The following is a 19,972-nucleotide window of genomic DNA, read 5'->3' on the forward strand; positions in this document are numbered from 1 at the left end:
CCGGGGCGCCGCCGGATATGGCACCGCCCCGGCCGGTGGGAGACCGGCCGGGGCGGCAGGGGCGTGCGCAGCTGTCGGGTCAGCTGAGGTTCGCCAGCGCCTGGTTGAGGGTCTTCGACGGACGCATGACCGCATCGGCCTTCGCCACGACGGGCTGGTAGTAGCCGCCGATGTCGACCGGGGAGCCCTGCACCGCGATCAGCTCGTCGACGATGGTCTGCTCCTGCTCGGTCAGCGTCTTGGCGAGAGCCGCGAACGCCTCCGCGAGCTGAGTGTCGTCGGTCTGCTTGGCCAGCTCCTGCGCCCAGTAAAGCGCGAGGTAGAAGTGGCTGCCGCGATTGTCGATACCGCCGAGCTTGCGGCTGGGCGACTTGTTCTCGTTGAGGAAGGTGCCGGTGGCACGGTCCAGGGTGTCGGCGAGCACCTGGGCGCGCGCGTTGCCGGTCTTCTGCGCGAGGTGCTCGAAGCTCACCGCGAGGGCGAGGAACTCACCCAGGCTGTCCCAGCGCAGGTAGTTCTCCTTGACCAGCTGCTGGACGTGCTTGGGCGCGGAGCCGCCGGCGCCGGTCTCGAACAGGCCGCCGCCGTTCATCAGCGGGACGACCGAGAGCATCTTCGCGCTGGTGCCCAGCTCCAGGATCGGGAACAGGTCGGTCAGGTAGTCACGCAGCACATTGCCGGTGACCGAGATCGTGTCCTCGCCGCGGCGGATCCGCTCCAGGGAGAAGGTGATCGCGTCGACCGGCGACATGATCTCCAGCTGAAGACCGTCGGTGTCGTGCTCGGCGAGGTAGGTCTTGACCTTCTCGATGAGCTGGGCGTCGTGCGCACGGTCGGCGTCGAGCCAGAACACGGCCGGGTTGCCGGTCGCACGGGCGCGGGTGACGGCGAGCTTGACCCAGTCGCGGATCGGCGCGTCCTTGGTCTGGCACATCCGGAAGATGTCGCCGGCGCCGACGGTCTGCTCCAGGACGGCGTTGCCGTTCTCGTCGAGGACCCGGACGGTGCCGGTGACCGGGATCTCGAAGGTCTTGTCGTGGCTGCCGTACTCCTCGGCCTTCTGCGCCATGAGGCCGACGTTCGGGACCGAGCCCATGGTGGACGGGTCGTAGGCGCCGTGGGCGCGGCAGTCGTCGAGGACGGCCTGGTAGATGCCGGCGTAGCTGCTGTCGGGGAGGACCGCGAGGGTGTCGGCCTCGGCGCCGTCCGGGCCCCACATGTGGCCGGAGGTGCGGATCATGGCCGGCATGGAGGCGTCGACGATGACATCGCTCGGGACGTGCAGGTTGCTGATGCCGCGGTCGGAGTCGACCATGGCGAGCTCCGGGCCCTCGGCGAGCTCGGCGTCGAAGGACGCCTTGATCTCGGCGCCGTCGGCCAGCGACTCCAGGCCCTTGTAGATGCCGCCGAGACCGTCGTTCGGGGTCAGACCGGCGGCCGCGAGCGACTCGCCGTACTGGGCGAACGTCTTCGGGAAGAAGGCGCGGACCACGTGGCCGAAGATGATCGGGTCGGAGACCTTCATCATCGTGGCCTTCAGGTGCACCGAGAACAGCACGCCCTCGGCCTTGGCACGGGCGATCTGCGCGGTGAGGAACTCACGCAGCGCGGCCACCCGCATCACGGACGCGTCGACGACCTCGCCCGCGAGGACCGGTACCGACTCGCGCAGGACGGTGGTGGAGCCGTCGTCGCCCGACAGCTCGATGCGCAGCGTGCCGTCCTGGCCGATGACCGCGGACTTCTCGGTGGAGCGGAAGTCGTCGACGCCCATGGTGGCGACGTTCGTCTTCGAGTCCGCCGTCCAGGCGCCCATGCGGTGCGGGTTGGACTTGGCGTAGTTCTTGACCGAGGCGGGTGCCCGGCGGTCGGAGTTGCCCTCACGCAGGACCGGGTTGACGGCGCTGCCCTTGACCTTGTCGTAGCGGGCGCGGATGTCGCGCTCCTCGTCGGTCTTCGGGTCGTCCGGGTAGGCCGGCAGCGCGTAGCCCTGCTCCTGAAGCTCGGCGACGGCCGCCTTCAGCTGCGGGATCGAGGCCGAGATGTTCGGCAGCTTGATGATGTTGGCCTCGGGAGTCTTCGCCAGCTCACCGAGCTCGGCGAGGGCGTCGTCGATGCGCTGGCCCTCCTCCAGGTACTCGGGGAAGCTCGCGATGATGCGACCGGCCAGGGAGATGTCACGGGTCTCCACGCTGACGCCGGCCGTCGACGCGTATGCCTGGATCACAGGCAAGAACGAATACGTCGCCAGGGCCGGGGCCTCGTCAGTGTGGGTGTAAATGATGGTCGAGTCAGTCACCGGGTGCTCCGCTCCACGTCTGCAACATTGCTCGACATCAAGATATCTCGTGGGCCGCCCCCTCTCGACAGGACCCCGCCCCGGGCAAAACCGGAGGAAATAGTTCCGACCTGCCGCGACCGGTGAAAACCCGTTGCTCACCGGTCCGGGCGACTGCTCTACTCCCGGCATCCGCCGACCGACGAAGGAGCGCACCACCATGCCCGAGGCAGCCATGTCCACCCAGAAGGGATTTTTCATCGATCACAAGGACATGACGCCTGGTGCACACACTCAACCTGGGAATTCTGGCGCACGTAGACGCCGGTAAGACGAGCCTGACCGAGCGGCTGCTGTATGCCGCCGGGGTCATCGACGAGATCGGCAGCGTCGATGACGGCAGCACCCGCACCGATTCCCTCGCGCTGGAGCGGCGGCGCGGCATCACCATCAAATCCGCCGTGGTGTCGTTCGCCCTGGACGGGGCCACGGTCAATCTGATCGACACGCCCGGCCACCCGGACTTCATCGCCGAGGTGGAACGGGTGCTGAACGTACTGGACGGCGCGGTCCTCGTCGTCTCCGCCGTGGAGGGCGTCCAGGCACAGACCCGCGTACTGCTGCGGACCCTGAAGCGGCTGGGCGTTCCGACCCTGATCTTCGTGAACAAGGTGGACCGCCGGGGCGCGGCGGGCGAGCGCGTGCTGCGGCAGATCGCCGACCGGCTGACCCCGGCCGCCGTCGCCATGACCGCCGTGCAAGATGCGGGCACCCGCCGGGCGCGGGTCACCCCCTACGGCGCCGCCGATACCGCCTTCACCGACCGGCTGGCCGACCTGCTGACCACGCACGACGACGCCCTGCTGGCCGCCTACGTCGAGGACGCCTCGGCCCTCCCTTACGGGCGGCTGCGCAGGGAGCTGGCCGCGCAGACGAAACGGGGGCTGGTACATCCGGTGTTCTTCGGCTCAGCCGTCACCGGTGCGGGCCTGGAGGCGCTGATGGCCGGGCTCACCGAGCTGCTGCCCACCGCCGGGGACGCCGCCGACGGCCCCGTTTCCGGCACGGTCTTCAAGGTGGAGCGCGGTCCGGCGGGCGAGAAGATCGCCTGGGTCCGGATGTTCTCGGGGACGGTACGGACCCGGGACCTGCTGCCCTTCCACGGCCCCGGCGCCCCGCGGCCCGACGCGGCCAAGGTCACCGCGATCAGCGTCTTCGACCAGGGCTCGGCACCCCGCCGCGACACGGTCACCGCGGGCCGGATCGGCAAACTGTGGGGACTGGGCGGCATCCGGACCGGCGACACCGTCGGCACGGCGACCGCGGACACCCCCCGGCAGCACTTCGCCCCGCCGACGCTGGAAACGGTCGTGGTCCCGCGCCACCCCGCCGACAAACGGGCGCTGCATCTCGCGCTGACCCAGCTCGCCGAGCAGGATCCGCTGATCAATCTGCGGCAGGACGCGCTGCGCGGGCAGACCTCCCTGTCGCTCTACGGGGAGGTCCAGAAGGAGGTCATCGAGGCGACCCTGGCCGAGGAGTTCGCTGTCGAGGTCGACTTCCGCGAGACCACGGCCCTGTGCATCGAACGGCCCGCCGGCTCGGGCGCGGCAGTCGAGATCATCGCCAAGGAACCCAACCCCTTCCTCGCGACCGTCGGGCTCCGCGTCGATCCGGCACCGGCCGGCACCGGGTCGGACTTCCGGCTGGAGGTGGAGCTCGGCTCGATGCCGTACTCGTTCATCAAGGCCGTCGAGGAGACCGTGCACGAGACGCTGCGCCAAGGGGTGCACGGGTGGCAGGTCGAGGACTGCACGGTGACCCTGACGCACTCCGGCTACTGGGCCCGGCAGAGCCACTCCCACGGCGTCTTCGACAAGAGCATGTCGAGCACCTCGGGCGACTTCCGGCATCTGACGCCGCTGGTGCTGATGGACGCCCTGCGACGGGCCGGCACCCAGGTGTACGAACCGGTGCACCGCTTCCGGCTGGAGATCCCGGCGGACTCGCTCGGCCCGCTGTCGCCGGCGCTCGCCCGGCTGCACGCGGTGCCGCGCACACAGGCGGTGCAGGGTACGGAATGCCTGCTGGAGGGCGAGATCCCGGTGGCCCGGGTGCATGAACTGGAGCGCCGGCTGCCGGGACTGACCCGCGGCGAGGGCGTTCTGGAGTGCACCTTCGGCGGATACCAGCCGGTGCGGGGCGAAATCCCGGTCCGGTCGCGGACGGACCACGATCCGCTGCATCGCAAGGAGTATCTGCTGAAGGTCGTGCGACGGGTGGCCGGGCACGCGGACGGTGGCGGCTCGGCGACCTGACGGCCCCCTCGTGAGTGACAGGCCGTCAGCCCACCTTCGTCCACCGCCGGCAGCCGTTGGTCTCGAAGGTCTCCCCCGTGTGCACGGTGACGCGGGCCGGGCCCTTGGGGGTGCCATTGGCGAGGATGCTTTCCCCAGCGCCGCTGGAGTCCTTGGCCCGCGCCCAGTAGCACATCGGCATATCGGAGGCGGCGGGGCCGCCGGTCCGGTAGGTGCCGGCCGCGATGTCGTCCCCTACGCGGTAGCTGCCCTGGCTGACCGTGGTGTCCGGCCCGGCGGGCGCCGTCGCCTGCGCGGTGCGCCCGGTCGTCCGGCCCGCCTTCTCCGCTGCGGCCTGCGCCGTCTTGGCGGTGACGGTGACCGTGACATCGCGGGCGGGCCGCGCCCCGTCCTTCTTGCCGCTGCCGACGGTGACACCGAGCCCGAAGACGACCAGGGCGCAGCCGGCCCCCACCGCGATCTTGAGCCCGGAGTGCTGGGACACCGGCGGCTGCGTCACCGGCGGCTGCCCGGCCGACAGGGGCACGAACGGCAGCGGCGCGAGCGGGCGAAGCTGCTGACCGGAGGGCGCGGGCTGCGGCGAGTACGACATGATCAATCCCCCTGGCATCTGTGATGTTGTCGTGAAGACCGCCCAATGCCGTCGAAGGTTGCACGGCCGGTCGCCCGCGCGACCCGCGCCCCTTACGCCCGCTTCCGGGCCGAGCGGCCGTTCAGGCCGGAAGGCTCCGCAGCCAGACCGCGACCCCGTGGTGGTGGCTGCAGGTGCCCCGCCGGTGCGCGCTGTAGCTGTAGGTCCCGTCGTTGCACTGCGCGGAGGCGCCTGCCGGGGCCTGGGCTTCCTCTTCGCCGCCGCTCGTGGAACTGCTGCCGCCGTCGGAACCGGCACTCCCGGAGGAACTGGAGCCGCCGGAGGAGCCGGACGAACCGGAGGAGCCGGAGGAGCCGCCCCCGTCCGTGCCCGAGGAGCTGGACGAACCGGAGGTGCCGGAACTGCCGTCCCCGGCCGGATCGTCCGTGGGCTCAGGGGCTCCGTCATCGCCCGCGGACCCTGCCGCGTCAGGTGCGTCGCAGCTCTCACCGGTCTTCACAACGGTGAAGGTCAGCGTTTCGGTGTCCGCCATGTCCGACCCGGCGGTCGGCTCCTGCGCGCACACCTGCCAGTTCCGGTCCCACACCTGCGTGCGGTGGCGGACGGACAGATCACGGCTCTCCAGCAGGTAGATGCCCCTGCCTTGCGCGTCGTCCTGCGCCTCCTGAAGGTTGCTCCCGGTGTAGTCCGGCACGGTGACGGTGCTGCTCTCGCTGTCGGAGGCGTCGCCTCCGTCTGTCGCATCGGACGCGTCGGGTGCGGCGGGTGCGGCGGTTTCGTCCCCCGCATCTGCTGCCTCCGATGCGTCTGCCGCGCCGGACGCGTCGGAGACCGAGCTACTGGCGGTCGACTTCGAGTCCTCGTCACCGTCCATCAAGTTGACGCATCCGCCGACCAGCAGCACGAATACGGCGATGACCGCGCAGCCGAGCCGGGCGTTCTTCTTCTCTTCCGGCGACACCGGCCGTTGGTTCCCGGCCATATGGCCCCCCTGTCGTGCGACTGCATACTCCCCTGCATGCATGGCCCTGCCCACGGTCGCGAGCCGCCGCCCGGCTGGAACCGGGGAGACAAGTGGTGTGAGAGCGCCGGCTGCGCGAGGGGGGCCGCGCCGCTCTGCGGCCCGCGGTACGGCCCTCCCATCGCGTCAGGCGGTCAGAAGTTGCCGTTGGAGAGGATCTCGCCCTTGACGTCATAAACGGTGACGAGGCCGTTCCTGGATTCCTTCCAGTCGGCGAAGGCGGAGGCGATCAGCTTGCCTTCGCTCTGGTGGGGGCCCATCAGTCCGCCGGTGAAGTCGGTGTAGATGTCGACCGAGTCGAGGATGTCGTTGAGCTCGTCGGCGCCCTGGACTTTGGTGACGTGCCCGAGGGCGGCCTTCTCGTTCGGGCTTCCGTGCTTCGCGACGAAGGCCTTGAACTGGTCGGCCGGCGACTCGGGAGCCGGCGCGGGCTTCTTCTCCGGCTTGTCCGGCTTCCCCTCCGGCTTCTTCTCCGGCTTCTTCTCCGGCTTGGCGTCGGCCGGTGCGGCCTTCTCCTTCGCGCGCTCCGGCGCCGGTGCGGCGGCGGCCCTGGCGGGCTTTTCGGCCGGCGTTCCGGAGTCGCCGCCGCCGATCGCGGCGCCGATGACGCCGAGCAGGACGAGCGCACCGAAGGCGCCGCCGCAGCCGATGCCGACCTTGGCGCCGGTGCTCATCTTCTTCGGCGGCGGCGCGTACATCCCGTACGGGTTCGGCGGCTGTTGTCCGGGCTGGGACGGAGGCTGCTGATAGGTCACGGTTCCCCCTAGGTGTCTGAAACCGGGAGAGTATCGAGTTGTTGAACATCGAAGCAGATGAAGTGAAGAACCTGTGATGATGTCGTGACCAAAACGGGTGAGCCGGGCAATGGGGGCGCAGGGACGGGGCCTTGTCGGCGCGATGGCGCCCGCACGGCGTCGGCCGGCAGCCCCATCACATGAGCTTTTATCGCCGAAGCAATGTGCGCAGGCGCGCATCAGTGAATAGTCTTCTTTCTCAAGTCAGCACCTCATGACCGAAGTTGACAGCCCGCTTGCGCAGTACATGCATGCCACGTACAGGAGATTGCGGTGATTGCCCCTCAAGGTCGTATCGGGCTGTCGCCTGCGCACGAGACAGCCCCGCAGCAGGGGCCGGATCCGGGGCTCGCGGCGATCGCCCCCGGTCCCCCACGAGGTCCGCGCAGCCTTCTCACCAGCGGCGCGGAACCGGTGCCACAGCGCCTCGCCCGCCGCCCTCACCGGCCCGCCCGTCAAGGACGCCGGGCATACGGGCCCGGCCGGCCCCATGGTCGTTCGCCCAGCGCGACACGCTCCCCCTACGTCGGCGTCCGTCACGGCGGCCGCCCACCCGGAGGCCTGAAAAGTGCCTGTTGATCACCCCCGTGCGCGCCGTCCCGCGCACGGTGAGGAACTGTTCCCCACACCCGAGAGAACGTCGGCGGGGCAGCCGTGAGACGTCAACCGGCCTTCGACCGGCATCCGGCACGGGACGACACCCGGTTGCGCGCGGTGGTGGAGGACGCCGCGATGGGCCGGTGGGAAGGCGCACGTGAACTGCTGGCCGCGACCGGCGCCGACTGGGACCGCCGGATCTTCCGCCTCCAGGTGCTCGCCCGCGCGGGGGCCCGGCTCACCTTCGCCGACACCTGGGCCCAGGCCGAACCCCGCTCTCCGCACGCGCTGGCTCTCCTCGCCACCGTTCTGGCGCTGCGCTCGATGGCCGGCCCACGGGGGCAGGGCAGCGGCGCGGAGATGGAACAGGCCTGGGAGGCCTGCCATGCCGCCGGTGACGCCCTGCCGGCCGATCCGACGTCGTATGTCGTCATGCTCGCCCTGCTGCGCTTCCACTCCCCGCCACGCGACCGGCAGTGGCGGGAGACGGTGCACAGCGTGTGGCAGGAGATCGAGGAACGCGACCCGTGGAACAGGGAGGCGCACCACGAGCTGCTCACCTACATGTTCCCGGACCAGCACGGCGTGGCGGGCGAGATGTTCCACTGGGCGCAGGAACGGTGCGCCCATGTCCCCCGCGGAATGCCGTTGCACGTCCTGCCGCTGGTCGCGCTCGCCGAGTCGCACCGGACGCGGATGAAGAGGGAAGGGCACCGCTACGGCCTGACGGTCCACCCGTGGACGGACAACCCGTCGACCCAGCAGGCGTGGGTGAACTGGTGGACCTACCGGGCCCCTTCCATGCCGCACGCCGCCTTCCATGAGGACGCCAACTACCTGGCCCATGCGATGTCCTTCGCGAATCAGCACCGGGCGGCGGCCGAGGTGTTCGACGCCATCGGGCCGTACGCCACGGATGTGCCGTGGAGCTATTGCGGAGACGCCCAGCAGCTCTTCGCGCGGCATCGGAAATGGGCGGTCAAGGGGTCCGCCCCGTAGCCCCGTAGCCCCGTAGCCCCGGCCGAGGTTGTTCCGCACGTCACCGCGCCACCAACAGGAGAGGTCCCAGCCATGCCACTGGAGATTCCAAGCGTCACGCAGACGGAGGAGGAACGCCTCGCCGAACTGGGCATCGCCCAGACATTGGACCGCTCGATGTCCGGGCGGCAGAATTTCGCCGTCTCGTTCACCATCATCAGCATCCTGTCCGGCTGCCTGACCATGTACGGCTTCGGTATGAACACCGGCGGGCCGGCCCTGATCATGTGGGGCTGGGTGGTCGTCGGCCTGATGACGCTGTTCGTGGGCCTGGCGATGGCCGAGGTCTGTTCCTCCTATCCGACCTCCGCCGGCCTCTACTTCTGGGCGCACAAGCTCGCTCCGCAGCGGTCCGCGCCGGCCTGGGCGTGGTTCACCGGCTGGTTCAACACGCTCGGCCAGGTGGCCGTGACCGCGGGCATCGACTTCGGCGCCGCGTCTTTCCTCAACGCCTATCTGAAGCTCCAATTCGGCTACGCCGCCACCCCCGTCCACACGATCACGCTCTTCGGCGTGATCCTCCTGCTGCACGCCGTGGTGAACACCTTCCGGGTGCGCGTGGTCGGCTTCTTCAACACCGTCTCGGTCTGGTGGCATCTGATCGGCGTCGTGGTCATCGTCGGCGCCCTGCTGGTGATCCCCGACAAGCACCAGTCCCCCGCGTTCGTCTTCACCGAGTTCGTCAACAACACCGGCTGGGGCTCCGCTGTCTATGTCGCGCTCATCGGTCTGCTGATGGCGCAGTACACCTTCACCGGCTATGACGCGTCCGCCCATATGACGGAGGAGACGAAGAACGCCTCGGTGGAGGGGCCGAAGGGCATCGTCCGCTCGATCGTGGTGTCCTGGGCGGCCGGATTCGTGCTGCTCTTCGGTCTGACCTTCGCCATCCAGTCCTACAACGGCGCCCTGGAGTCGGGCACCGGGGTGCCGCCGGCGCAGATCTTCCTGGACGCGCTCGGCGCCGGCACCGGCAAGCTGATGCTGCTGGTCATCATCGGCGCCCAGCTGTTCTGCGGGATGGCGTCCGTGACCGCGAACTCCCGCATGATCTACGCCTTCTCCCGCGACGGGGCGCTGCCGTTCTCCGCCGTCTGGCACAAGCTCCACCCGGGGACCCGCACCCCCACCAACGCGGTGTGGCTCGCCGCGGGCGGTGCGTTCGTCCTCGGTCTGCCGTACCTGTTCAACACGACCGCGTACGCCGCCGTCACCTCCATCGCGACGATCGGCCTCTACATCGCCTACGTGGTGCCCACCCTGCTGCGTCTGCGTCAGGGAGAGAACTTCCGGCGCGGCCCCTGGCACCTGGGCCGCTGGTCGAAACCGGTGGGCGTGATCGCGGTCAGCTGGGTCGCGATCATCACCGTGCTGTTCATGCTGCCGCAGCTGAGCCCGGTGACCCTGGAGACGTTCAACTACGCGCCCCTCACCGTGGGTGTGGTGCTGGTCTTCGCCGGTACCTGGTGGCTGGTCTCCGCCCGCAAGTGGTTCCTCAACCCGCAGCACCCGCGCAGCAACCCGTCGCAGGCCTCGCCGCCGGACCGAACGGCTTCCACCTCGCACTAGGCGGCCTCCGGCCCCCGTCGGCCACGGGGGTGACGCGCACTCTCCCGCCGCGCGTTACCCCCGGCTCCGCACGACCCGCCTTCCCCACGGTGATGCGGTGGTCGTGTCCCTCCTCGCCTCGACGCCGAAGGCTCCGCTTCTGGCGTTGATTGCCCGGTAAACGTTTGTTGATTGCCTTCACTCACTCTGTGACCGTTGGTCAATCGGGGGCGAGACGAGGAACATAAGTGCCGGATACACGTGTCACGGTGACAGTGCACGCCGCCGACCCGCTCAGTCGGGCCGGAGTTGTCAGTCACCTCCAGCACCAGCCCACCGTCGAGCTTGTCCAGAACCAGACCGGAACGGCGGTCAGGGAGCGGACGGAGCAGGCGGAACGTGGCAGAGCGAAGGAAAACGGCGGGGAAGCGGTCGGGACCGTGGCGATCATGCCCATCGACCGGTTCGACGACCTGGCCGCGGCCGAACTGAGACGACTCGTACGGGGCGGCGAGCAGCGCGTCGTGCTCATTGCCCGGGATCTGCGCGAGCCGGAGCTGATGACAGCCGTGGAGTACGGCGTACGGGCCATCCTGTGGCGTCATCAGGCCACCCCGCAGCGGCTGTTGCGGGCGGTGCAGAGCGCGGCGCGCGGCGAGGGCGACCTGCCGCCGGACCTGATCAGCACGCTGCTCACCCAAGTAGGGCAGCTGCGGCGGTCGGTGGCGACCTCGCCCTCCGTCGGGTTCGTACCGACGCTCGGGATGGCGCCGCGCGAGGTCGATGTGCTGCGGCTGATCGCCGAGGGGCTGGACACCCGGCAGATCTCCGAGAAGCTCGCCTACTCCGAGCGCACCGTCAAGAACATCCTGCACGCCCTGATGACGCGGCTCCAGTTGCACAACCGCGCGCACGCCGTCGCCTACGCGCTGCGAGAGGGCTACATCTGATGGGGACGGCAGCAGGCACGGATACGGGTGCGGGCGCGGAGACACGTGCGACGGCAAGAGCAAGGGGTACATGGGTGACGGAGCAGGCACAGCAAGCGGCGGGCCGCCGGGCGGGGGAACGCGCATGATGCACGAAGTCGATGAGGCGATCCGGCGGGTGCTGCGCGGCGGGGTACTGCCGGACGGCACCGGGGACGTCGCGTTCGAGGCGCCGACCCGCGACTGGGCGGCGCGGCGCAACGCCCCCACGCTCAATGCGTATCTCTACGACATCCGCGAGGACGTCGCCCGCCGCGAGCGCGGGGCGATCGCGGAACGGGACGCCCGCGGGGTGGTCGTGCGCCGACGTCAGCCGCCCCGCTGGTTCCGGCTGTCCTACCTGGTCACGGCGTGGACCACCCGCCCGGAGGACGAGCACCGGCTGCTGTCCGCCGCGCTGGGCTGCCTGCTCTCGCACGAGATCCTACCGGCGGCCGCGTTGCCGGACGCGCTCCGCGGGCTGGAGGTGAGCATTCCGCTCACCGTCGCGGTGCCGCCGCCCGAGTCCCGCTCGATCGCCGATATCTGGTCGGCGCTCGGCGGCGAACTCAAGCCGTCCCTGGACGTGGTGGTCACCGTGCCCGTCCCGGTCTCGCCGTCGTACGAGGTGGCGCCGCCGGTCACGGAGGGCGCGGTCACGGTCGTCCGCGGCATCGACGGTGTCCCCGGCGACTCCGAGCCCCGGATGCTGCGGTCCGCTCCGGGCGCCTCGCCGTCCGCGAAGGACAGCGAGGAGGAACGGTGACGGGGGCGACAGCGGGCAAGACCCCCGGCGGCGCCCTGCTGGCCCGGCTGGCGGAGCTGCGGGAGCGGGTGGCCGGGCTGGTCGAGCGGCGCAGCGCCGACGATCCGACGGCTGCGGATCCGCTGCGCGGCTTGTATGTGACCCCGGAGACGGCCCGACGACTGGCCGCGCAGGCGCCCGGGGAGGCCGAACGGTACATAGGCGAGAGGTTCGAGGGTCAGGCAAATGCGGGCGAGCCGGCCGACGAGGCATCGGACCCCTCGCGGGCCTCGGACCGATCGGTCACGCTCGCCGGGCGGTTCGGGCTGTCGGCCCTGGACCTGCATATCCTCCTGGCCGCGCTCGCGCCGGATGTGGACCGGGGCTTCGAGCCGCTGTACGGCTACCTCAACGACGATGTCGGGCGTCGCCGGGCGACGGTCGCGCTGGCGCTGGACCTGGCGGGCACCGGCCCGTACGAGCCCGCGGCCCGGGCCCGTTTCCACCCCGCCGCGCCGCTGCTGTCCGGTGGGCTGCTCGTCATCGAGGACGAGGACCGGCCGCTGCCGGGACGGGCGCTGCGGGTGCCGGAGCGGGTGGTGGCCCATCTGCTGGGGGACGACGGTCTCGATCCGGAACTCGGCGCTGGTGAGGTCGAGTTGATGACGGCGGGACAGCCGCCTGCCGACCCTGCGGGAAGCGATGCCCGCACCGAGGACGAGACGTTCGCCGGGCGGCTCGCCGTCCTCGCGAGCGAGCGGCCGCTCGCCGTACATCTGCGGGAGCGCCGGCCCGGCACCGCCGCCGCACCGGTGACCGACGGGCTGCGGCGCGCCGGTCTGCCGGTGCTGCGCTATCGGCCGGACGGCCGGCGCGGTGACGGGACGGGCCTCGCGGGCGCGCTGCTGCGGGAGGCGCGGCTGCGGCGGGCCGCGGTCGTCGTGGGGCCGCTGCCGGAGCAGCCGGACGGGCTCGTCCGGGCGCTGGCGGGCCGGGACGTGCCGGTGATCTTCTTCGGGAGCGAGCCGTACGACCCGGGCTGGGCCCCGGATTCCGGGCTGTTCGCGCTGGACGCGCCGGATGCCGGGGCGGCGGCGGATGAGGTCTGGAGCACCGAACTCGGCGTCGTCGACGACGGCTTCGACCTGGCCGCGGCCGTGGCGCCGTACCGGCTGGGCGCCGCGCAGATCCGCCGGGCGGCCCGTGCGGCCACCGCCCTCGCCGCCTTCGACGGGACGCCGGTGACCGCCGCCCATGTCCAGCACAGCGCGCGTCAGCAGTCCGCGCCGCTGCTGGACCGGCACGCCCGGCGCATCCGGCCCGCCGTCGGCTTCGACGGGCTCGTCCTGCCGCCCGAACCGCAGACGCTGCTGCACGAACTGGTGCAGCGGGCGCGGCATCGGGAGAAGGTGCTGGGCGAGTGGCGGCTGCGCACCGGCGGCGGGCGCGGCAGAGGCGTGGTGGCGCTGTTCGCCGGGGAGTCCGGTACCGGAAAGACGCTCTCCGCGGAGGTCGTGGCCGGCGAACTGGGCCTGGATCTCTATGTGGTGGAGCTGTCCGCCGTGGTGGACAAGTACATCGGGGAGACCGAGAAGAATCTGGAGCGGATCTTCTCCGAGGCCGACCGTACGGACGCCGTGCTGCTCTTCGACGAGGCGGACGCCGTCTTCGGCAAGCGCTCGGAGGTCAAGAGCTCACACGACCGGTACGCGAATCTGGAGAGCGCGTATCTGCTCCAGCGGCTGGAGGCGTTCGACGGGATCGCCGTCCTGACCACCAATCTGCGGGCCAACATCGACGAGGCGTTCACCCGGCGGCTGGACCTGGTGGTCGACTTCCCGTTCCCGGATGCCGAGCAGCGGATCGCCCTGTGGCGTTCCTGCCTGGCCGCCACCCCCTGCGCGGACGACCTCGCTCTCGATGTCTGCGCCAAGGAGTACGAGCTGTCCGGCGGGGCGATCCGGTCGGCCGCGGTGACCGCGGGCTATCTCGCGGCGGGGCGCGGCGAGGCGGTGTCGGCCGAGGACATACGGGCCGGGGCCCGGCGCGAGTACCGCAAGATGGGGCGGTTGGTGCCGGACGCCTCGCCGTTGTGGGACTGACCCTCCGGGGATGTCGCGGGGGCCGGCCGGACACTGTTCCGGCCGGCCCCGGCCGGTGTCACGGCCCTTCGCCGAGCGTCCAGTCCTGCCGCTCGTTGGGCCCGTCGGCGCACTTCCAGGACAGCGAGCCCTTGTCATTCTGAAGATCGGTCAGGCACTCCCCGTTGCTCACATTGACGATGCGGGTGTGGCCGTCGTCGGTGTCCGTCAGCCGCCACTTCTGGTGGGGCGGCAGCTGGCCCGACTTCAGCTGCTCCTGGTCGGCCGCCCAGAGCTCGACCTGGTTGGTGTTCGGCTTCAGCTGGGCGATGCTGCCCGGGGCACTGGCCGACTCCAGGGCGACGGAGTTGTCCTCGGGGTAGTGGTGAATGATCCACCACTGGTTGCGGCCGAACTGGTCACCCGTCCACTGGGGGCTCTGGCCGATCTGGGTGCCGTCGACCTGACTGCCCCCGTTGGCCTGGAGGTACCAGCCGGCGTCGCCGCCGGACCGGATGGTCTGCTGCGCCGGTCCCTCGTCCTTCGGCTCCTCGCCGCCGGCGGGCTCCTCGGGCTTCTCCTCCGGCGGCTTCTCCTCGGGCTTCTCCTCCGGCGGCTTGGACGGCGCCGGCGCGGACGGCTTGTCTTCCTTCGGCGGGATCTTGTGGGACGCGCCGGCCTTCTCCCGCGCGCTCGACGTCAGCTTGGGCACGGCTCGGAACCACAGGGCCACGAAGGCCACGACCGCCACGAGCAGCAGCGAGAGCACCGCCATCGCCCAGCGCGGCAGCACGGACGGCTGGAGGTAGGTGCCGTGCAGCTCGGTCGGCTCCGGGACTCCGGCGCGCTGCACGGAGAGGGTGAACGGGTGCTTGTTGGTCCCGCCGACCCAACTCACCGTTCCCGGGCGGATGTTGAGTCGCGTGAAGGCCGCCCGGCCCGGCGCGACCTGGACCGATGTCGGCTCGGGTTCGACGGTGAGGGCGTCACCGTTCTCGCGGCCGGACAGGGACACCGTCAGCGGCTGGTTGCCGAGGTTGTCGACGGCGACCGACGCCTTGGCGCGCCACCGGCCGCGTACGGTCAACGGCACCAGTTCGCAGCGGAGTTCGGAGAACGGCCCCACCGTGAGCTGTCCCTCGACGACATCACGGATCTCCGGGTGCTCCGTCGGCTCGACGCGGATCCCGAACGGCGTCGGCCCCGCGGCGGCGTCCGGCGTACGCGGAGGCGCGAACTCGACCTGCGCCGTGCCCTCGGCGCCGGGATACAGCCGCAGCACATCCGGCTCCACCCGTGTCCAGCCCGCTGCGTCGCCGGCCGGCCGCAGCCGGTACTCCTCCACGGTGTCGCCCGTGTTGCGTACCCGCAGCCTTACCCTCGCGACGGAACCGGGGTCGACGGTGGTCGAAGCCGGTTCCAGTGAAGTCCACATACTCACCAGTGCAGTCAACCGGCTGCGCCGGGTCCGGGTCAGCGTGCGGAAGGGCAGAGCCGGGGGCAGAGTCGGATGTCCGTACGGCTCCTTGCACCGCAACATGCCCCGCCGACCACCCCTGGGGGGACTTGCAGCCGGACGCCGTCACCACCTCGGCCGCGCAGCGCCGCGCCGGCACCGCTCGCGCCGGGAGCAGCGCGGGGCGGGCCCCGGCCGGACTCGCCGGGGCCCGGCACCACCCGGTCGCGGGCGGCCCGCGCCCGGCCGCCCCCGCCCGGTTCGCGGCAAGCGCGCCGGGCCCGGGTCAGCGCCTCCCGGCACGGGTGCTGCGCACGACGGCACCGCCGCTGCGCCTGCCGACGAGGGCCCGCCGGCCGGTACGGAGTTCCGGTGCGCTCCCGACTCCCCGCCGCGAGCACGAGGGCAAGTTCGTGGGCGTCCTTGGCGCTGAGCAGAGGCTCACGGACCGGCCGCAGGCTCTCGGGGAGCGCGCGCACCGCCCGGCCGTACGTCCCGGTGCCGTCCGTCCCGATGCCGGACCGCGGGACCCGGAGCAGACGCCGGGCATGTGCCGCTGCCCTGTCGTCGCCGTGCCGCCGGGCGCTGTCCACGGCGCGGCGGATCAGCGGTTCGAGCTCGCGGTGGCGCGCGGTGGTCCGGAGCGCATACGACCATGCGGTGAGGAGGTCCACGGTGGGGCCCAGCAGGCCGGGGGTCGCGTCCAGGACCCGCTCGACGGCCGTGTACAGCCGCGGGTGCGCGGCGTGCAGCCACTCGCGGGCGGCGTCGGCATCGGCGAGTGCACGGCCCGGGCGGTCCGGGCGGCGCAGCAGATCCGGCGGGGCGCCGTGTGGCCTGATCAGCCGCGCCGCGGTCAGGACGGTGGCCCGCACATGGTCGAAGCAGCGGTGCTGGGCCGCCGCCCGCTCGGCAGGGCTCTCATGGCGCTCGCCGAGCCGCCGGGCGAACAATCCGACCAGGTCGTGATAGCGGTAGCGGTCCTCGCCGTGCGCCTCCAGCAGCCCGGCATCGACCAGCGCCTCGACCGCCGCCTCCGCCGCGTCGTCCGTGGTGTCCAGCAGCGCGGCCGCGGCGGCCCGGCAGAACGTCGGCAGGCCGCCCAGGGCGAGGGCCCGGAAGGCGTGGGCGAGGCCGGGGCCGAGTGCCTCGTAGCCGACCCGGAAGGTCGCTTCCACTCCCAGGTCGCCCACCCGCAGCTCGTCCAGCCGCCGCCGCTCGCTCAGCCGGGCCACGAGGTCGGCCAGGGCCCAGCCCGGCCGGGATGCCAGGCGGGCGGCGGCGATGCGTACGGCGAGCGGCAACCCGCCACAGACGGCGACCAGTTCGCGGGCGGCTTCCGGCTCGGCGGCCGCCCGCTCCGCCCCCACGATCGCGCCGAGCAGCCCCAGCGCCTCCGCTTCGTCCATCACCTCCACGTCGACCCGGCCGGCACCGGGCAGCGCGAGCGTCCGCGCACGGCCGGTGACCAGCACCGCGGACCCCGGCGCCCCGGGCAGCAGCGGCCGCACCTGTGCGCTGTCGCGGGCGTTGTCGAGGAGTACGAGGACCCTGCGGTCGGCGATCAGCGAGCGGTACAGGGCGGACTTCTGCTCCAGCCCGTCCGGTACGGCGCTCGCCGCGACGCCGAGCGCGCGCAGGAAGCGCGTCAGCACGGCGCCGCTGTCGGCCGGAGCCCGGCCGGTGCCCTGGAGGTCCACATACAGCTGCCCGTCGGGGAAGCAGGCGCGTACGGAATGCGCCACATGCAGCGCCAGTGCGGTCTTGCCGACCCCGCCGAGCCCACTGAGCGTCACCACCACCGGCGCCCGCCCACCGGCCGCCCCACGCAGCGCCGAGGCCAGCTGGCCGACGGCCTCCGTACGCCCCGTGAAGTCGGCGATGTCGGGCGGGAGCTGAGCCGGTACGGGTGACGGCGGGGCGGTCTGCGGGGGGATCTGCGGGGCGTTGGGCGTGGGGCCGGAAACACGCCCGGCCCCACGCCCGGTGCCCGGACCGGTCCCGGGCCCGGCACGCCCATAGCTCTCGGTCCGCTCCCGCAACTTCCCATATACCGCTCGGAGTTCGGACCCCGGCCCGGTGCCGAGTTCCGCATCGAGGGTGCGACGGGTGGCCGCGTAGGCCCCGAGGGCCTCGGCCCGGCGGCCCGCGCGGTGCAGGGCCAGCATCAGCAGGGCCTGGGTGCGTTCCCGTAGTGGATGCTCGGCGGCGAAGGCCCGCAGTCCGGCTATCGAGTCGCCCGGCGGACCGGTCGGGCCGCCCAACTCCAGCCCGCAGTCGAAGAATTCCTCCCGGGCGGTGACGCACAGTTCGGTGAGCCGGTCGCGCTGCCGCTGGGCGTACGGTCCGGGCAGTCCGGCCAGCGCCGTACCCTCCGGGAGTGCCAGCGCACCCCTCAGTTGCTCGTACGCGCCCGCGGTGTCGCCCGCGCGTCGCAACCGGCGGGCCGTGACCAGCCGCTCCTCGAAGCCCGCCGCGTCCAGCGCCTCGCCGGGGAGGCGTAATGCGTAGCCACCGCCCGACGACACCAGCAGCTGTGCGTGCTGCCGGGGCGCACGCTCCGGCTCCAACAGGCCGCGCAGCCGGGAGATATACGTCCGCACGGTGCCCACCGCCCGCGGCGGCGGCCGCTCGTCCCACAGCGCGTCCACCAACTGCGCTACGGAGACCGGCCGGCCGGCGTGCAGCAGCAGCATCGCCAGTACGGCGCGCTGCTGTGGCGGGCCGAGCGGCAGCGGACGGTCTCCGCGCCAGGCCCGCACCGGGCCGAGCACCTGAAACCGCAGCCGCCCGGCGCGGTCCGGGCTGCCCGCCCGTTCCGCGCCCGACGGCTCATTTGCGTCGCTGTGCACCGCCGGCTCGCTCCCCTGCCCCTGTCGACCTGCCACGCCACCCCTTCGGACCAGCACTGATGTACCGGCCGTACCAAACGTAGCCCAGCATGCGAACACTGATTCCAGGAAAACGTCTGATATTGACCCAACGCCCATTCCCCCCTCTTTCTCCGGCCGCCAGGGCTTCTCGGCGCCGCTCACCAGCGTTTCCCGTGCACATCGGTGTCCGGCAGGGCAATCGCGCTGCCCGTTCGGCTCCCCTTCCGCCTCTGGAGGTGATCAGCGCTGCGGCCGAAAATCGGCGTGGGGCCACCTGGGCCGGGCCACGGGGCCACTCAGGACGGACCCCGGACCAACGAATCACCGGCCGCCAGAACGGAGCCCTCGTGCACGCACACGAACGGCGGGCCACGGGAGGGGAATCGGCGCCACGCACCGCCACCCGCGGACCCGAGCGCCCCCGCACCCCCGCATCGGCCCTGTCCACCCATGGGCCGGATGCGCTGCGCACCCTCCAACGGACCGCGGGCAACGCGGCGGTCGCCCGCGCGCTGGCGCCGGAACAGGCAAGAGAGCCACAGCAGGTGCAGCGGTACGCGGAGGGTGAGGCCGCACACGGCTTCGACAAGGTCTCCTCGCAGGGCGGCATCGCCCTCCGGGGACGGCAGGAGGCGTACGCCGACGCAGACATGATCACCGCCGCCGCGCACAGCCTCGACTCCCAGGACCGGGTGCCGATCACCCTGGAGCGCGGGGCGGCGGTGCAGGTCGGTGAGCGCACTCTGTACCGGGTGCTGCCCGTGTACAAGGACGCGGCCAGGGCGGAGGCCGCCGTACGGGCCGCCGGCCGCAATCCGGAAGGGGCCGGTCACGAGCCCGTACGCGGGGACACCGGGGCCCAGCGCGACGACAAGCGTGCCGCCTACCTGCGCTCCCTGGCCGATCCCCCGGAACTCCGGCAGCTCGTCGCCCTCACCCAGCGCATCGTGACGGCCCGCCAGGCGCGGGCCGAACCGCGCAGCTCCGCCGTCGACGGCCTGCGGGCCGAGGCCATGAAGCTGGCGGTGGCCACGATGGGCGGCGGCTGGGTCGCCGCGCGCTTCCCCTACCCGGAGCGCACGGGCCGGGACGGGCTGACCGACCTCGCCGTCCTCATGCCCGGCCTGACCTCCGACTTCCTCGCCGGCCTCCCCGCCGTCGAGAACCAGGAGGCCCAGGTGCACGAGCTGCTCATCACGCTCCCCAACGACTGCCAGGCAGCGGCGGCCCAGCTCATCGGCAGGCCGGCGGACGGCGGGCTCAGCGTGCGGCGTGACGCCCCCGCCGTCGGTGAGAACCACTACGTCGACCTGACCGGAGCGGCCCCGGACGGCTGGGCGAACCACTTCGCCGCCGTCATCCTGCGCGACGGCTCCGACACCCTGACGTACGAGACCGCCGCCGACCGCACCAGCGTGGTTCAGCACGGCAAGTCCCTCGGCTACTTCGCGCTGTACGGCCGGGCCGGGACCGACCAGTCCTTCGACACCGTCATCCGCGGCCAGAACCTGGCGTACGCAGCACGGACGGCGCCGCCCACGTGACCGATCGGGCAGTGCGCTCTGCCCCCGAAGGCGCCCGTTCGTCTCTACAGCCGGGGCCGCCCGTCCGCCAGGGTTGAAAGCGTAGGGCGCAAAGACGGCCAGCAGTGGTCAGCAGGGTA

General features: G+C 71.8%; 13 protein-coding genes. 7 read left to right on the plus strand and 6 right to left on the minus strand.

What is annotated here, in order from left to right; translation table 11 throughout:
- Positions 1-79: 79 nt before the first annotated feature.
- Positions 80-2,299 carry an NADP-dependent isocitrate dehydrogenase gene (locus CP981_RS06125; RefSeq protein ID WP_085927334.1) on the minus strand — a complete coding sequence of 740 codons (2,220 nt, stop codon included), beginning with the start codon at positions 2,297-2,299 and terminating at the stop codon, positions 80-82.
- A gap of 263 nt (positions 2,300-2,562) precedes the next feature.
- On the opposite strand from CP981_RS06125, the gene CP981_RS06130 reads away from it, so the two are divergent.
- Positions 2,563-4,596 (plus strand): elongation factor G, encoded by a 2,034-nt coding sequence (locus CP981_RS06130; protein WP_085927335.1) that lies wholly within the window; start codon positions 2,563-2,565, stop codon positions 4,594-4,596.
- A 25-nt stretch (positions 4,597-4,621) separates the two neighbouring features.
- Here the strand turns inward: CP981_RS06130 and CP981_RS06135 are convergent, their stop codons facing one another.
- The 3 genes from CP981_RS06135 to CP981_RS38110 form a co-directional block, all read right to left on the minus strand.
- Entirely contained in the window at positions 4,622-5,188 is a 567-nt protein-coding gene (locus CP981_RS06135; RefSeq protein ID WP_085927336.1) for an Rv1352/Rv1906c domain-containing protein, read from the minus strand.
- Between the two features lie 121 nt (positions 5,189-5,309).
- A complete protein-coding gene (locus CP981_RS06140; RefSeq protein WP_244329574.1) occupies positions 5,310-6,170 on the minus strand; it encodes a DUF3761 domain-containing protein in 861 nt (286 codons plus the stop codon).
- Positions 6,171-6,343: 173 nt separating this feature from the next.
- The gene (locus CP981_RS38110) at positions 6,344-6,964 is read right to left on the minus strand and encodes a hypothetical protein (RefSeq protein ID WP_244329575.1); all 621 of its coding nucleotides are present in this window, start codon (positions 6,962-6,964) and stop codon (positions 6,344-6,346) included.
- A gap of 693 nt (positions 6,965-7,657) precedes the next feature.
- On the opposite strand from CP981_RS38110, the gene CP981_RS06150 reads away from it, so the two are divergent.
- The 5 genes from CP981_RS06150 to CP981_RS06170 all read left to right on the plus strand — a co-directional run bounded on the left by CP981_RS06150 (position 7,658) and on the right by CP981_RS06170 (position 14,001).
- Positions 7,658-8,599, plus strand: coding sequence for a hypothetical protein (locus CP981_RS06150; RefSeq protein WP_244329576.1), 942 nt, complete (start codon positions 7,658-7,660; stop codon positions 8,597-8,599).
- A 72-nt stretch (positions 8,600-8,671) separates the two neighbouring features.
- On the plus strand, positions 8,672-10,207 hold the full coding sequence (locus CP981_RS06155; RefSeq protein WP_085927337.1) for an amino acid permease: 1,536 nt from the start codon (positions 8,672-8,674) through the stop codon (positions 10,205-10,207).
- 227 nt (positions 10,208-10,434) lie between these two features.
- Positions 10,435-11,136, plus strand: coding sequence for a response regulator transcription factor (locus CP981_RS06160; RefSeq protein ID WP_085927338.1), 702 nt, complete (start codon positions 10,435-10,437; stop codon positions 11,134-11,136).
- A gap of 124 nt (positions 11,137-11,260) precedes the next feature.
- Positions 11,261-11,920: a Pvc16 family protein gene (locus CP981_RS06165; protein WP_085927339.1), complete on the plus strand. Its 660-nt coding sequence runs from the start codon at positions 11,261-11,263 to the stop codon at positions 11,918-11,920.
- Positions 11,917-14,001, plus strand: coding sequence for an ATP-binding protein (locus CP981_RS06170; protein ID WP_085927340.1), 2,085 nt, complete (start codon positions 11,917-11,919; stop codon positions 13,999-14,001). The genes CP981_RS06165 and CP981_RS06170 overlap by 4 nt, the downstream gene beginning before the upstream one ends.
- Before the next feature lie 58 nt (positions 14,002-14,059).
- On the opposite strand, the gene CP981_RS06175 is transcribed toward CP981_RS06170, so the two are convergent.
- Both CP981_RS06175 and CP981_RS06180 read right to left on the minus strand, forming a co-directional pair.
- The gene (locus CP981_RS06175) at positions 14,060-15,415 is read right to left on the minus strand and encodes an RICIN domain-containing protein (protein ID WP_085927341.1); all 1,356 of its coding nucleotides are present in this window, start codon (positions 15,413-15,415) and stop codon (positions 14,060-14,062) included.
- A gap of 38 nt (positions 15,416-15,453) precedes the next feature.
- Positions 15,454-18,324 (minus strand): AfsR/SARP family transcriptional regulator, encoded by a 2,871-nt coding sequence (locus CP981_RS06180; RefSeq protein WP_167536062.1) that lies wholly within the window; start codon positions 18,322-18,324, stop codon positions 15,454-15,456.
- 332 nt (positions 18,325-18,656) lie between these two features.
- On the opposite strand from CP981_RS06180, the gene CP981_RS37575 reads away from it, so the two are divergent.
- Entirely contained in the window at positions 18,657-19,853 is a 1,197-nt protein-coding gene (locus tag CP981_RS37575; RefSeq protein WP_158092693.1) for a hypothetical protein, read from the plus strand.
- Positions 19,854-19,972 lie beyond the last annotated feature (119 nt).

Source organism: Streptomyces platensis (assembly GCF_008704855.1).
In the GTDB taxonomy this organism is placed as follows: Bacteria; Actinomycetota; Actinomycetes; order Streptomycetales; family Streptomycetaceae; genus Streptomyces; species Streptomyces platensis.